General features: G+C 62.0%; 17 protein-coding genes. 12 read left to right on the top strand and 5 right to left on the bottom strand.

The window, feature by feature from the left end; all coding sequences use genetic code 11:
• Positions 1 to 26: 26 nt before the first annotated feature.
• Positions 27 to 257 carry a hypothetical protein gene (locus DB459_RS22050; protein WP_253707806.1) on the bottom strand — a complete coding sequence of 77 codons (231 nt, stop codon included), beginning with the start codon at positions 255 to 257 and terminating at the stop codon, positions 27 to 29.
• Positions 258 to 431: 174 nt separating this feature from the next.
• Between DB459_RS22050 and DB459_RS22045 the strand changes: the two genes are divergently transcribed.
• The 10 genes from DB459_RS22045 (at position 432) to DB459_RS22000 (ending at position 8,479) form a co-directional block, all read left to right on the top strand.
• Entirely contained in the window at positions 432 to 821 is a 390-nt protein-coding gene (locus DB459_RS22045) for a hypothetical protein (protein WP_253707804.1), read from the top strand.
• Between the two features lie 292 nt (positions 822 to 1,113).
• Positions 1,114 to 1,851: a GvpL/GvpF family gas vesicle protein gene (locus tag DB459_RS22040; RefSeq protein ID WP_256519220.1), complete on the top strand. Its 738-nt coding sequence runs from the start codon at positions 1,114 to 1,116 to the stop codon at positions 1,849 to 1,851.
• A 208-nt stretch (positions 1,852 to 2,059) separates the two neighbouring features.
• Positions 2,060 to 2,323, top strand: a complete 264-nt coding sequence (locus tag DB459_RS22035) for a gas vesicle protein GvpG (RefSeq protein ID WP_253707800.1) — start codon at positions 2,060 to 2,062, stop codon at positions 2,321 to 2,323.
• The gene (locus tag DB459_RS22030; RefSeq protein WP_253707798.1) at positions 2,316 to 2,930 is read left to right on the top strand and encodes a gas vesicle protein K; all 615 of its coding nucleotides are present in this window, start codon (positions 2,316 to 2,318) and stop codon (positions 2,928 to 2,930) included. Before DB459_RS22035 ends, DB459_RS22030 begins: the two co-directional genes overlap by 8 nt.
• An 11-nt stretch (positions 2,931 to 2,941) precedes the next feature.
• A complete protein-coding gene (locus tag DB459_RS22025; RefSeq protein WP_253707797.1) occupies positions 2,942 to 3,283 on the top strand; it encodes a gas vesicle protein in 342 nt (113 codons plus the stop codon).
• The gene (locus tag DB459_RS22020; RefSeq protein WP_253707795.1) at positions 3,276 to 3,797 is read left to right on the top strand and encodes an Hsp20/alpha crystallin family protein; all 522 of its coding nucleotides are present in this window, start codon (positions 3,276 to 3,278) and stop codon (positions 3,795 to 3,797) included. Before DB459_RS22025 ends, DB459_RS22020 begins: the two co-directional genes overlap by 8 nt.
• A 102-nt stretch (positions 3,798 to 3,899) precedes the next feature.
• Positions 3,900 to 4,409 (top strand): hypothetical protein, encoded by a 510-nt coding sequence (locus DB459_RS22015; RefSeq protein ID WP_253707793.1) that lies wholly within the window; start codon positions 3,900 to 3,902, stop codon positions 4,407 to 4,409.
• Between the two features lie 32 nt (positions 4,410 to 4,441).
• A complete protein-coding gene (locus tag DB459_RS22010) occupies positions 4,442 to 6,619 on the top strand; it encodes a CDC48 family AAA ATPase (protein ID WP_253707791.1) in 2,178 nt (725 codons plus the stop codon).
• 224 nt (positions 6,620 to 6,843) lie between these two features.
• Positions 6,844 to 7,188 (top strand): tol-pal system YbgF family protein, encoded by a 345-nt coding sequence (locus DB459_RS22005; RefSeq protein WP_253707789.1) that lies wholly within the window; start codon positions 6,844 to 6,846, stop codon positions 7,186 to 7,188.
• Between the two features lie 244 nt (positions 7,189 to 7,432).
• Positions 7,433 to 8,479, top strand: a complete 1,047-nt coding sequence (locus tag DB459_RS22000) for a cytochrome-c peroxidase (RefSeq protein ID WP_253707787.1) — start codon at positions 7,433 to 7,435, stop codon at positions 8,477 to 8,479.
• A gap of 15 nt (positions 8,480 to 8,494) precedes the next feature.
• Here DB459_RS22000 and DB459_RS21995 read toward each other — a convergent pair whose 3' ends face one another.
• Positions 8,495 to 8,656: a hypothetical protein gene (locus DB459_RS21995; RefSeq protein WP_253707785.1), complete on the bottom strand. Its 162-nt coding sequence runs from the start codon at positions 8,654 to 8,656 to the stop codon at positions 8,495 to 8,497.
• Here DB459_RS21995 and DB459_RS21990 point away from each other — a divergent pair.
• The gene (locus tag DB459_RS21990; protein WP_253707783.1) at positions 8,655 to 8,855 is read left to right on the top strand and encodes a hypothetical protein; all 201 of its coding nucleotides are present in this window, start codon (positions 8,655 to 8,657) and stop codon (positions 8,853 to 8,855) included. The genes DB459_RS21995 and DB459_RS21990 overlap by 2 nt on opposite strands.
• Positions 8,856 to 8,924: 69 nt before the next feature.
• On the opposite strand, the gene DB459_RS21985 is transcribed toward DB459_RS21990, so the two are convergent.
• Positions 8,925 to 9,770: a lytic transglycosylase domain-containing protein gene (locus DB459_RS21985; protein ID WP_371926799.1), complete on the bottom strand. Its 846-nt coding sequence runs from the start codon at positions 9,768 to 9,770 to the stop codon at positions 8,925 to 8,927.
• A gap of 239 nt (positions 9,771 to 10,009) precedes the next feature.
• Positions 10,010 to 11,142, bottom strand: a protein-coding gene (locus tag DB459_RS21980) for an IS3 family transposase (protein WP_253707781.1) whose coding sequence is annotated in 2 segments (ribosomal slippage) — positions 10,010 to 10,887 and positions 10,887 to 11,142 — 1,134 coding nt in all. Because the reading frame shifts where the segments join, the coding sequence is not laid out codon by codon here.
• A 206-nt stretch (positions 11,143 to 11,348) separates the two neighbouring features.
• Between DB459_RS21980 and DB459_RS21975 the strand changes: the two genes are divergently transcribed.
• A complete protein-coding gene (locus tag DB459_RS21975) occupies positions 11,349 to 11,906 on the top strand; it encodes a transcriptional regulator (protein ID WP_253707779.1) in 558 nt (185 codons plus the stop codon).
• A 118-nt stretch (positions 11,907 to 12,024) separates the two neighbouring features.
• Here the strand turns inward: DB459_RS21975 and DB459_RS21970 are convergent, their stop codons facing one another.
• Positions 12,025 to 13,686, bottom strand: coding sequence for a KAP family NTPase (locus DB459_RS21970; protein WP_253707777.1), 1,662 nt, complete (start codon positions 13,684 to 13,686; stop codon positions 12,025 to 12,027).
• Positions 13,687 to 13,692: the final 6 nt, after the last annotated feature.

Here is a 13,692-nt window from a genome sequence, read left to right as displayed (position 1 = left end):
CAAGGCCGTCCAGGGGGCTTGCCAATCTACGAACGCTGACGGGGCGCTCCGATACCCAAATTCCCGCCCACAAAGCCTATCTTCGCATCAGCTTTCTCGAGCTCGAGCGCGCGCGGCGAACCCAGGAAATGCGAACCGCGCGCGATCGTGTCGACGTCATCAGAGAACGCTTTCGCGAGATCGACGCCGAAATCGCCGACACTCTTGCGAACCTGAACGGCACTGCGCCGCGCGCGCATGCGCTCGAAGCGCCACATAGGTCACCTGTCGGACGACATCCGGCCAAGCGAACGTTCCGGATTTCCTACTGAGGTCTGCACGGCGTCCGAGGAGACCTGAGGTTAGGCGCAGCGCATTATTGCTTCGACCGTTTGCGGTTCCTCGGGCGATGGGCGTCCAGCCGAGCCGCTCGATTGAGGGAGATAGATCGAATGCTGCCGAAGAACGAACACACCGAACAAGCAAAGCAACATAAGAGGACGGCAACTGTGGAAACGGCTCCGCCACTACCATCGCCGGCGCCGATGCCGATGCCCGCACCGGCGGCATTCGGCAAGGTCTCCGCCGCACGCGCTGCCGTGCAGCAGTTTCTTGCGACAGAGCTGGGGGCCCGCGAGATCCGCATCACCAAGATCGCCCCTCTTGACCATGGCGCTGAGGGATGGTCCGCGGAAGCGGAGGTCCTGGTGCCGAACCTCGAAATGAAGATGCTCGGCCTGCCGCTGACGCAGGAGGTTCTCGAACGGGAGGAGTACTCGATTGAACTCGAACTCGACCTTACCGTCCGATCCTACAGCCATCTCGCTCCGGGCGAGGGCTGACGGGCGACAGGGCGCTGCACTGATTTACGAACTTCGGAAAACGGGCACTGCTGTTCCGTATCCGAATGACCGCTGGATTTTCCGCACGCCCGGCCGGTCATTCGGAGACACCGTCATTTTGAGGCACAGTCATTCGGAGACACAAGGGACCCGAGCAATATCAGACAGCTGGTGCGGCTTATGTCTCGCGATTGCCTGCAGCGACCTGCCGCAAAGGCGTCGGCAAATGACGAGACGCCGCACTGGACCGCGAGACCTTTAGGCGGAGACCGAGGCGGAGGGAGATTGTGAGATGGGCCTTTACGTTTATGCAGTCGGAAGTGCCAGCGTGGGCGAGCTGCCCGCGCTACAGGGCGTCCTCGATCAGCCGGCCTACAGGCTCGACGCGGGCTCGGTTTGCGCGATCGTCAGCGAGTGTTCGCTCGCGACAGTGCGGGCTGAGCGCCGGCACATCGCCGCCAGCCAGCGCGTGCTCACCGCCCTCTACACACAGAACGACCTGTTGCCGATGGCATTCGGCACCGTGGCCGAGTCGGAGGACGAGCTTCGCGCCTTCCTGGATGACCATCGCGATGTGCTCGAGGGACAGTTACACCGGATTGCCGGTGCAGTCGAAATGAGCTTGCGCCTTGGCCTCGAGGTCGCGGACCCGATCGCCTATCTGGTTGAACGGACGCCGGCGCTGCGGGCAGCGCGCGAGCGAACGTTCAATGGTCGCCGGACTCCTTCCTACGACGACCGGATTCGCCTTGGCCAGATGCTTGACGAGGCCATGCGCAATTACCGTGAAGCACGCACCGCGCAGGTCCTGGCCGTCGTCGGCGCCTGTTGCGCCGAAGTGATCACCCTGCCGGTTCGGGGCGAAAAGGAGATCGCAAATCTCGCGGTGCTGGTCGACCGGTCGGGCCTCGATCAATTCGAAGCCGCCATCCATGCTTCGGCGGCGCAGATCGACGACGATATCGCCTTCAAACTTGGCGGTCCCTGGCCGCCGTACAATTTCGTGCAATTCGATCCTCGAGGCGGATAGCTGATGTCCCGGCTCTCGCACGCGTGCAAGCCAACGGCCATCGCGGAGAAAGACCGGATGTTCCTCATCGACGATTTGTTGGCGGTGCCCCTGCGCGGGGTCGTCTCCGTTCTGAGAACGATCCTGACCATCAGGCATTCCAGTACGACGCGAACCGCGCGACCGAGACATCAACCGTCAGCGCCACCGATAGGCGGAGAACAAGATCATGATCATCATCGACAGTCTGTTGGCGGCGCCGGTTCGCGGCCTGTTCTTCGTTCTGGAGAAGGTGTACGAGGCGGTTCAGAAAGAGACGGAGGCTAACGAACGGGCGATCATGGCTGACTTGTCCGCGCTCCACCACGCGCTCGACAGCGGCGCGATCACCGAGGCGGAGTTCGACGCGCGTGAACAGACGTTGCTGGACCGTCTCGACCGTCTGCATTCGAAGGCTGGGGCCTCGGAGGGCAGGGGCGATGCCAGTGCCTGAGGCCAGCCGCACCAGCCTGGCGCCGTCGCGGCAAAACCACCTCCCGCTGGCAGAAGCGCTTGACCGGATTCTCCATCGTGGCGTGTCGGTGCAAGGTAATGTGACGATCGGGTTGGCGGATGTCGACCTGTTATTCCTCGACCTACGGCTGCTCTTGGGCTCGGTCGATACGATCTGGCCGGAGGGGCGTCCGTCCGTGCCGGCGGTGCGGCCGCAGACCCCCGCAGGGCCTGCCTCACCACCACCGCCATCGCCGTCATCAGAAACGTCCTCCGCTCTGCGCGACAACGGATCCCACGACGTCATCCTTGGGGGCGTCGCCGGCGGTCCGCCGCAGGGTCCCGACGTTCGCCGCGACGCCGATGGCGCGTCGCCGGCCCACGGCCTTGTCCGGCTCGTGCTCACCCTCGTGAAGCTGCTTCATGAGGTGCTGGAACGACAGGCGGTGCGCCGAATGGAGGGCGGCCGGCTTACCGACACGCAGATCGAGAACGTAGGAACAGCGCTTTTCGCTCAAGCCGAGGAGATCCTGCGCCTGCAACGGCAGTTCGGCTTTACCGAAAAGGATATCTCCCTCGATCTCGGCGTCCCGGACGGGACGCTATGAAAGGTGTAAACATGCCTTCCCCCCAGTCCATGAACCACTCGCTCGAGAGCACGAACCTCGCCGATCTGCTCGAGCGCATTCTTGACAAAGGCGTCGTGGTCGCAGGCGACATCTCGATAAAGCTGGTCGAGGTCGAGCTCCTGACAATTCAGCTGCGTCTGGTGATCTGCTCGGTCGATAAGGCTCGTGAGCTCGGCCTCGACTGGTGGAATCACAATGGACATCAGGACCGCCTGGCGCCGGCGCACGCCGCGACACTGGAGGCGATGGACGGGCGATTGGGACGGATCGAGCAGGCACTGGGGGCTGTCGTCGCGGCGCCATTCGAACGAGGGAGTACGGCTCATGAGTAAGAGGGATCGCAACGACAAGGATGACGATATCACCGGCGCGGCGGGCTTCGCAAAAATCGCGCGGGGGCTTTCCGACCTGTTCAACGTACTCGCCGATTTCGACCAGCTCCCGCGCCGCGGCCGGCACGAGAAGGATGGCCGGGTGATGGAATATTCGTTCGGAACACGCACCCTCGACGAAGCCGCGAGGGAGCGGCGGGGCGCCGACGAGGCCCCCTCAACACGCACGGAAGCGCCGCCGCGACGGGCAGCGAAGAAGAGCTCGCTCGAAGTCCTCGAGCCCGTCACCGACATCTTCGACGAGCCCTCCGAGATCGTGCTGCTGTTCGAATTGCCCGGCGTCGAGCGCAAGGACGTTCGCTGCGTTCTCGACGGCGACATCCTGCTGCTCGAAGCGAAAGCTGGCGAGCGGCTCTATCGCAAGGAAACGCTCATCGAAGACGTGCTCGCCGCCGCACCGCAGCTAAGCCTGCGCAACGGCGTTCTCGAAGTCCGTCTGACCAAGAAAACATAGCGAGCCGCGATTGCGCGGTTCTTGTCAGTAGAACTTGTCAGCAGAGATTTTGGCGCGATGGCCCGATTGATCTACGTTCCAGTCGTTCACAGCACGGCGGAAATGGGCTCCGCGGCGCCGGCCTACAAGGCGGCCTTCGTCGCCCGCTACGGCGAGAGCAAGTGGATGGAGCGATCCGCCGAATTCGACGCGATCTGGCACGCCATCGCCGTTGCGATCAAGACGCTCGGGCTCGATCTCAAGCGCGCCAAACTGTACCAGGACAGCTTGCCTGTCTGCGGCCACGAGATCGAGCTGGTGCATGACCTGGCGTCCCAGGGCAGTCGTAATCACCAGTTGCTGGAGAGCCTGATGCGCGACGGCGCGACGCTCGTCGGCACCGAATCGCCGACCTTGTTGCTCGACGAATACAAGCTGCTGCAATCGCCGGATCGCACGGACGCACAGGCCGCAGCATTACTCGAAGCGCGCGACCGCTTCATCGCCGGGCAGATCGACGCGACGCTTCGCGATGAGGAGGCGGGCATCCTCTTCATCGGCGCCCTGCACAAAGTCACGAACTTTATACCTCAGCGCATCAAGGTCGAATATCTGGCGGTGCGCGGCCAATAGCAACGGTTCAACGACCGGAAGTGGAGAATGCCATGCCCGACCAAGCACCTGAGAATGGCGACAAGTTGCGCCTGACGGTCGTCGAGGCGCGGCGCGATGACGTTGGACGCGGCATCGTCCGGATCGACCCGGACACGCTGCGGCAGGTCGGCGCCGCGCCCGGCGACGTGTTGGAGATCGAAGGTCGGACCAAAACGGTCGCCAAGGCGATGCCGACCTTCAAGGAACAGAGAGGGCAACAGATCATTCAGCTCGACGGCGTCGGTCGCACCAACGCAGGGGTGGCGCTCGGCCAGAAGGCATCGATCCGGAAGGTCGCTCACGCGATCGCCCGACGCCTGATCGTGACCCCGTTGGGCGCCGGGGCCCTGCATGAGGACGAAATCGAACATACCGCGAGCCGGCTTGATGGACTGGCGGTCCAGACTGGCGATCGCGTGCGGATCGCCATGTTCGGAGGAAACCATCGCGATTTCCATGTCGTCCGGACCGAACCTGACGGGCCGGTCATGATCCACCCGGATACCTTGCTCGCGGTCGAAAATGCCGGTCGTGGCGCGTCGAGCCCGGCGGCAGCCGAGGCCGAGGACATCGTGACCTACGACGACCTCGGCGGGATGGAGCGGGAGGTCGCGAAGATTCGGGAAATGATCGAGCTGCCGCTCACGCATCCGGAGGTATTCGAGCGTCTCGGCATGACCCCGCCAAAAGGGGTGCTGCTGCATGGGCTGCCCGGATGCGGCAAGACCCTGTTGGCGCGCGCCGTGGCTCACGAGGCTGCCGCGGCTTTCATCTACGTCAGCGGCCCCGAGATCATGCAGAAATTCGTTGGCGAGAGCGAAGCCCGGCTGCGCAAGATTTTCGAAGACGCCCAGCGGCGGGCGCCCTGCATCATTTTCTTCGATGAGATCGATGCGATCGCGCCCAAGCGTGAACGTGTCGAAGGCGAGGTCGAAAAGCGCGTTGTTGCACAGCTTCTCGCCTTGATGGACGGCCTCAAGAGCCGTGGCGACGTCATCGTGATGGCGGCGACGAACCGTCCTAACTCCATCGACCCGGCGTTGAGGCGGCCCGGTCGTTTCGACCGCGAAATCGCCATCGGCATTCCGAACGAGCATGCCCGGCGCGAGATCTTGGAGATCTATGCTCGCGGCATGCCGCTCGCCGAAGGCGTCGACCTCGCCGATCTGGCTGCGACGACGCACGGATTCACCGGCGCTGATCTGAATGCGCTTTGCCGCGAGGCCGCCATGGCGGCGCTGCGTCGTCAACTGCCGGAGCTGGCGCTGGGTTCCGGGCCAGTATCCTATGAGGCGCTGATGGCCATGGAGGTCAAGATGTCCGACTTCAGAGAGGCATTGAGCGAGGTGGCGCCGTCGGGGCTGCGCGAAGTCTCGGTCGAAGTCCCGAACGTGCGATGGGAGGACGTCGGCGGCCTTGATCCTATCAAGGCCACCTTGCGCGAAGCGATCGCCTGGCCGTTGAGCCAGCCGCTCCTGTTCGAACAATTCGGGCTGCAGCCGCCGCGCGGCATCCTGCTCTACGGCCCCCCCGGAAATGGCAAGACGCTTCTGGTGAAGGCACTCGCTTCGCAGAGCAATCTCAACTTCATTTCGGTAAAAGGCCCCGAGCTGTTGTCGAAATATGTCGGCGAATCGGAGCAGGGCGTGCGCGAACTGTTCGCGCGGGCACGTCATGCGGCGCCATGCGTCATCTTCCTGGACGAGGTCGATGCCCTGGCGCCGAAGCGCGGCTTGGACGGCCGCTCCCCGGTGACCGATCGGGTCGTGAGCCAGTTGCTGACGGAGCTTGACGGTGTCGAGGCGCTGAGGGACGTTTGGGTGATCGCCGCCACGAATCGGTTCGACATGATCGATGATGCGCTCCTGCGTCCGGGCCGGCTCGATTTTCACCTGGAGGTCTCACGGCCCGATCGCGATGCCCGTGCGGCAATTCTGGGGGTCCATCTGCGCAAGAAGCCCGTCGACAAAGGGGTCAATGTCGCGGCCCTGGCCGACCTGACGGATGGACTGTCGGCTGCCGAGGTTCGCTTCGTCTGCGATCGCGCCGCGCTGAATGCGATCCGCCGCGTCTTTCCGACTGCGAGCGGTGCGGTGGTCGACATCGGCGCGCTGCGCGTCGAACAGCGCGATTTCGACGACGCCCTGGCGGCGCAATCGGGGGCTTCGGAACGGCGGCCTCAGCCCTAGTGTCTCGTTTCCAACGTTCGTATTCCATTGCAACAGGCGCTTATACGAACGCTGGAAACAAGGACACTAGCAAAATCAAAGTGCTAGTGTGGCTTATGTCTCGCAATTGCCTACGAGAGGCTTGCCGCAAAGGCGGTAGGCAATCGCGAGACGCCACACTAGGATCAAGCAGGACGGTGTGACTTCGACGACTCGAGAAAAGCCCAGATCAGCAGGAGAACGCTATGCAATTTGAGCAATCCGAACCGCGCACGGCCCATTGGCTGGAACGCCGATCCTACACCATCCACCAGAGCCTCGATCATCTCTTGGCCATGGCGCACCGTTACCGCCACGAAGGCCAGCTGCGGCAAGCGATGGAGATGTACTGGATGTTGTTGGAAGACCATTCCAGTACGGCGCAAGCATTGGAGGCGCAAAAGAGCCTGCTGGAACTGGCGGATGCCTATGAACGCGAAGATGAGCGACATACGGCGCGCGCCGTCTATGAGCGCCTATGCGATTTGGATGGGGTCCCGTCCACCCGCGTAGTGACCGCTCGTCGAGCAATACCGGCGAGTTCCACCTGAAACGAATCTGAACAGGGCGCAGAGGCATCCAGCCAGGCCAAGTTGTGACAACGGCCAGCGAATATCGCGATGGTTGAAGTTCCTTGCCTCTACAAGTGACATCCTGTTGAAGTTTTGATGACGCCGATCTCGCGCCTTAGATCGGCCGCTCTCGCTGCATCCAATCCGGTTCGCGCAAGCTTCGTCGATTCAAGGCGCTTGCGACGCCACGATCGAACCGACTTTTCCCAGCGGGAGACTTCCAATGCGTCCACTCTTGTCCGTCGGATTGTGCGGGCTGCTCGCTCTCGGATCGGCCGCGCCGGCAACGGCAGCGGACGATTCGCTGATGAAGCAGGCTCAGGAGCAGTTCAAGCCGATCCCGCTTGAGCCGCCGGCAATCAAGGGCGTCGCGACGACTCCGGAACTCGTCGAGCTCGGCAAGGCGCTGTTCTTCGACCCGCGCCTGTCTCAGAGCCACAATATCAGCTGCAACACCTGTCATCAGATCGGGCTGGGCGGGGTCGACATGCTGCCCACCTCGATCGGCCACAAGTGGCAGAGGGGCGGGCGCAATGCGCCGACCGTGCTCAACGCCGTGTTCAACGCGACGCAGTTCTGGGACGGGCGCGCGTCCGACCTCAAGGCGCAGGCTAGCGGCCCGATTCAAAATCCCATCGAGATGGGGATCAGCGCCGAGCATGCCATCGTGATGCTCAAGGGCATTCCCGGCTACGCAACACGTTTTGCCGCCGCTTTTCCCGCCAGCAAGGATCCCATCACCATGGAGGACGCGGTGACCGCGATCGCTGCCTTCGAGGCGACGCTGATCACGCCGAACGCGCCATTCGACAAATTCCTCCGCGGCGAGGCTGATGCGCTCACCGCGGAGCAGAAGGCCGGTCTGGCGCTGTTCATGGACAAGGGCTGCTCCGCCTGCCACGCCGGCGTCAATCTTGGTGGCCAGATGTATGCGCCGTTCGGCGCGGTCGAAAAACCCGGCGCGGACCTGCTGCCGGTGGCAGACAAGGGCCGCTTCCAGGTCACCAGGTCGGCCGGTGACGAATATGTCTTCCGCGTGCCGCCGCTGCGGAACATCGCGCTGACGCCGCCTTATTTCCACACCGGCAAGGCCTGGGATCTCCGTCAGGCCGTCTCGGTGATGGGGGCGAGCCAGCTCGGGCAGAAATTGTCCGACGACGACGTGACGAAGATCACCGCCTTCCTCGCGTCCCTGACTGGCGAACAGCCGAAAGTGACATATCCAATTCTGCCGCCGAGCACGGCCGTGACGCCGACGCCGCAGGACTAGTGTCCCGTCTCCGAATTACCGCTTCGTTTGCCTCACCCTCGCACGGTCATTCGGAGACATCGGGACACTGGCGAATACTTCGTGCCGCGAAGCGAAGGTGGTCGCGTCCTGCGCGCCATGGGCAATCGCGACATCGACGATACGTTTCAGGGACTCCTGGTCGGCGTCGGCGATCATGGCAGCTGGATCGTCGTGGTGCGTTTCGTCAAGGAGGGGTATATTCGCGGCGAAGAAGCTCGGCCGGTTCGCCCTGGCCGCCGCCGGCGTCTTGAAATTCGGCAAGCTGTTCCTGCTTGCGGCGCTCGGCCTCGGCGCCGGATTCCTGCAGCTGATCCGTCGCAAGCCGGCCAATCCGAACGTGGGCGAGGGCGCGTGAAACTCCTCGTGCTTGCTCTCGCACCCCTGAAATCGGGCAAGCTCGCGACCAACCGCGCTCACCGTTCGCCTAATCCTGCTTTTTGACCGCAATGCGAGAAAACTGCCGCTTCATCGCATTGACCTTGGCGAGGTAGGCCGTGACGAGGTGATCGCCGCAGCGCTCGCCGGCCATCACCTGGAATCTGCGGCGCACGAAGGCCCGGGCGGGCCCCGCGCCGCAGAGATGGATCAATGCGGCGAGATCCTGCTTCTGCTGCGGGCTCGCGGTCGTGTCCGGTGCCGGTGCGCGGGCGAGAACCGCCGCGACGCCGCGGTCGAGGTACACCGCCGCGAGCTCGACGGCGTGGCTCGGCAGAGCGCGGATATAGAGGGTGTTGAACCAGCAATCGGCATCCGCGACAATGTGTCCGCGGACGCAATAGCGGCTCGCCTCGGCGTAGGCCGGATCGGTCATCTGATAGAGGCCAACGGCGCTCGAAGCGGGCTTGTACACCCCGAAAGGATTCCAGGTCAGCCGCCAGCGCCAATAGGTGCGCGCCACCGGATTGCCCGTGCTCTCGATCTGCGCCAGCGCGGCGAGCAGCTCGGGCGTGATGGTGTCGGTCGAATACTTGCGGAAGAGAGGCCCGTACTGCTGCCAAGTTTCGCTCGGCGACTTGTCGAGCGCATGGCCGAAGAAAAAGAACAGCTCGGTTGGTTTACGGACCACCTGATAGACGACGTTTGCCAGCGGGACCGCCGTGAGGAGCGTCGCTGCGACGAACGCGATCCGAACCGCCGCCGGTACGGTGGCCAGCTTCCGTCGCGCCCACCGAATGCCTCGCCAGCGACGAGCGGCACGAAGAAAGGCGCTCCAGCTTCGCCCGACGCGCTTCTTGCGACTGGCTGGCTTGTCGGCGGGGGATAAGGACACGAGATGGTCGGCCTGTCGTGCGCCGGCGTGGGACATCACGCCGTCACGAGGTTTGGTGTGGAGGCAGAATCACGATGCCAGTGCCGGCACTTCGTATCGGATAACATGAAGGGCGCTAAGTGCAGGCGGGCGGTGATCTGAAGAGACCAACTGGAAACGCGGCTTGGAGCGCGGCAACTGAGGTGGTCCCGGTTGTCTGAACAGATTTTCCGCGTCGATAAGTGGAGGCTCTGCCGGGGTTAGGCCGCCGCGCGGAGCGGAGGAAGATCGAAGTAGGCTTGATCCGGGGTGCGGTCGTCAAGGCTCGAATGCGGGCGGCGGCCATTGTAAAAGTCGAGATACCGACCAATCGAGCTTCGCGCCTCGCCGACGGTCTCATAGGCTCGCAGATAGACCTCCTCGTATTTGACGCTTTTCCACAGCCTCTCAACGAACACGTTGTCCCGCCAAGCTCCTTTGCCGTCCATGCTGATGGCGATGCCGTTATCGGCGAGCACGCCGGTGAAGGCCGCGCCAGTGAACTGCGAGCCCTGGTCGGTGTTGAATATGTCCGGCTTGCCGTGACGCGCAAGAGCATCCTCCAATGTCTCGACACAGAAGGACGCCTCCATCGTAATCGACAATCGCCAGGACAGAACACGACGCGTCGCCCAATCGAGCACGGCGGCGAGATAGACGAAGCCGTGGGCCATCGGGATATAGGTGATGTCCATGGCCCAGACCTGGTTCGGTCGCGTGATCTCCATGCCGTGCAGCAGATACGGATAGATCTTGTGGCCGGGTTCAGGCTTCGTCGTGCGCGGCCGGCGATAGAGCGCCTCTATCCCCATCCGCCGCATCAGCGTCTTCACATGCCGGCGGCCGACCTTGCACCCCCGCAAGGCCAGCAGGCCTCGCAACATACGCGAACCGGCGAAGGGGTATTCCAGGTGCAGCCGATCGATCTGTTGCATGATCTCGAGGTCGGCGGGCGATACTGGGCGGGGCAGATAATAAACGCTGCCCCGGCTGATCTTCAAAACCTCTGCCTGCTTGGTGATCGACAGATCGTGCTCACGGTCGATCATCGCTTTGCGCTCAGCAATCCCGCCTTGGTGAGCGCGCCTTCTAAAAAATCGTTCTCCAGCGTCAGCTCCCCGATCTTGGCATGGAGCGACTTCACATCGATCGCGGGGATGGCCGGCGCTCCGCCTCCCGATCCGAAAACCTCGGACGCGCTGCCCTCGAGCTGCGATTTCCATGCGGTGATCTGATTGGGGTGAACGTCGAAATGCTCGGCCAGTTGGACGATCGTCCGATCGCCCTTGATGGCGGCCAGAGCCACCTTCGCCTTGAAGGCCGGTGAGTGGTTCCGGCGGGGTCGTCTCGTCATGGTCTCTCCTGTTCGCGGCGATTATCGCCGTTGTCAGGCAGAAATTCCACTTATCGTCCTGTCCAGATTTCCGGGACCAGCTCATTACGGTGACACCCGTTTTGAAGTTTGAAAAATCCTTCTTGGCGTTAAAAAAGAACCCCGAGAAAAATTTTATTGGGCTAAATATATGCCCGGGAAAAATATTCTAGCTGCTGGAGGTTGCCTTGAACGAGAAAGCCCCTGAATGGCTTGAGGCCTACGCAATTGCCCGGGATGAGATTTGGGAGAAAGACCCGCACTTCAAGGGATTTTTGACTGCGCTTCAGGAGCTGAACGAGGAAACCGACCGCGGCGTTGCCTTGGTCGCAACGTCCTTTCTGGACAAGCTGCTCATGGACACGTTGGCCGCGTTCCTCATCGAGAACGCCAGCGCCAGGGCGCTTCTGTCAGGCTTCAACGCGCCGTTCGGCGGCTTCAGCACGCGGATAGCCGGATGCCTTGCCATGGGGCTCATCACTAACCACGAAGCGCAGCAATGCGAGATCCTGCGCAAGGTACGAAATCGCTTCGCGCATGAGGTCGAGATGAACTTCAACACCGACAGCGTGAAGGCGCTCTGCAACAATCTCTTGGTGCCCGAGCGAGACAAAGATGGCGACGCCCGAAGGAAATTCATGTCGGGAGCGATGATGGCTCTTATTGCTCTGCTCAACCGTCCTCACGAAGTCGGCAAGCGGAGGCTGACGCCGGGCGAGTGGAAATCGTCGCTGGCATCGGCGTGAAGGGTTAGACAACAGCGTCCACGTTCGGCGCGTTCTCGACCTCGCGGGTTGGCGCCGTAATGACTTTTGCTATTGTACTGCCTATGCCGGCGTGGCTGCTTGGGCTCGGGCAGAGCTTCTAGGGTACCTGATACAGGCCTGACACGCGTTGCTCGTTGATTGCAGATTCGCCGCGCAGCTTGGTCAGCGCGGCGAGCGCATTTGCTCCAATAGCGGCGTAGGCAGGATCGCCAGCTCCTTGGCCTCCCAGCTCCAGTGCCTTCTTGATCGCCGACCGCAGCTCAAGGCCTCGAAGCCGCTTGAACATCGCGTAGAATTCGTCGGGGGTTACCTTCGACAAGAGAGCGATGTCCTCCTCGTTCCAGCCATGGTCCTTGGCGATATTGAATAGCACCTCCGCTGGATCTCGGGTGTCCGCATAGGAGTTGTACCGGTTGGTGATGGCCGTCCGCAGGCCGGGGTCCTGCACCGAGAAAGCCCCGCTCCGAATATCGTAGAACCCGCGAGGCTGGTCCTTATTGGCCTCCAGCCAGTCGTCGAGCACCTGCTGGGCATCTGCAGGTTTGCCCATACGCTTGAGAAACATGATCGCGCCATCCACGTAGTTGACCGGCGTATGGTCGGGGTAGGTCTTCACCGCGTGGATGAGGCCTTTGCAAACCCCATCTATGTTATCGTCGAACGAATCCCGGTAGGCGTCCCAAGGTCCTTGGACGGCGTGGCGCAGGCTCTCATTCTTGTAGTTGTCGTCCAGCTTCTTAGCTTCTTCGATGAGCTTGTCGCTATCGATGAAACCTTTCTGGATGCCATCCAGCAGAACGCGGTCGAGGGCATCCACCAGCCCGAAAGGATAGGCCTCTAGCAGGTCGTCCAGCTTCTTCTGGTCCTCGGTGAGCTTTCGATCGTTTAGCGCATAGCGGGACTTGTAGCGTTCGTTGAGCGTGTATTGCAGCAGCTCGTCCTGCTTGGCGTAAACGCACCAGCCGAAGAGAACCAGACTTGAGACCGCTTGGGTCAAGACACGCGGGTCAAACCCCGTGAGGTGAGGGCGCACATCGTTTACCAACCGCTCGATCTTCTTGAGGATGCGGATGTTGGCAATTTCAAGCCTCTGGCAATTCTCCCGCATCGAATCGTCGGATGTCTCGGTTCCCTTGAAGGCGATCTGGCACGCCTCCGCCGACGTGGGTTCAAACCGCAGGGAGGTATCTATGACCTTCTCGCTGTATTTATCGAAGGCTTGGCGATCACCGGTTTTGTCCAGTTCATCTTCATTCAGGATGAGGACGATTTTGCATTTGCGCCGTTCCTTGAGGAGGGAAACGAGCCCGAGGATGTCGATCACCCGAAGCTTCTCGCCCTTCCGCTCAATATCATCGATGCAGATGATGTAATTGCGCACGGACAGGAACGCGGCCTGCTCGGCGATGGTGGTAAGACCTGGCTTGATGACGCCGAGAGCCTTCGCTCCGAACGATTTGAGGTTTTCGCCCAACGTCTCCATCGTCGGCCCCGTGGCAATGCTCGCCATCGGAATGACATTCTCGAAAGTCGAGAGTTTGAAGCGGTCGAGGGTATCGAGCCCGAACAACGAGACGTAGGAGTACGACTGGAGGGCAACATCCTTGCCCACCTCTTTGAGCAAGCTCTCCCACGTGTAGGTCTTCCCGACACCCCATTTACCACGGATGCAAAGCACCTCCGGCGTTGGATCCTTGAGAAAGCGGATGATTTCCTTGCGGAGCAAGACGAAGGCTGTTGGCTTTTCTTTTTCAGCCATGGATCA

Origin of the sequence: Bradyrhizobium sp. WD16 (assembly GCF_024181725.1) — a bacterium.
In the GTDB taxonomy this organism is placed as follows: domain Bacteria; phylum Pseudomonadota; class Alphaproteobacteria; order Rhizobiales; family Xanthobacteraceae; genus Bradyrhizobium_A.
This window is presented reverse-complemented; position numbering and strand designations above follow the sequence as displayed.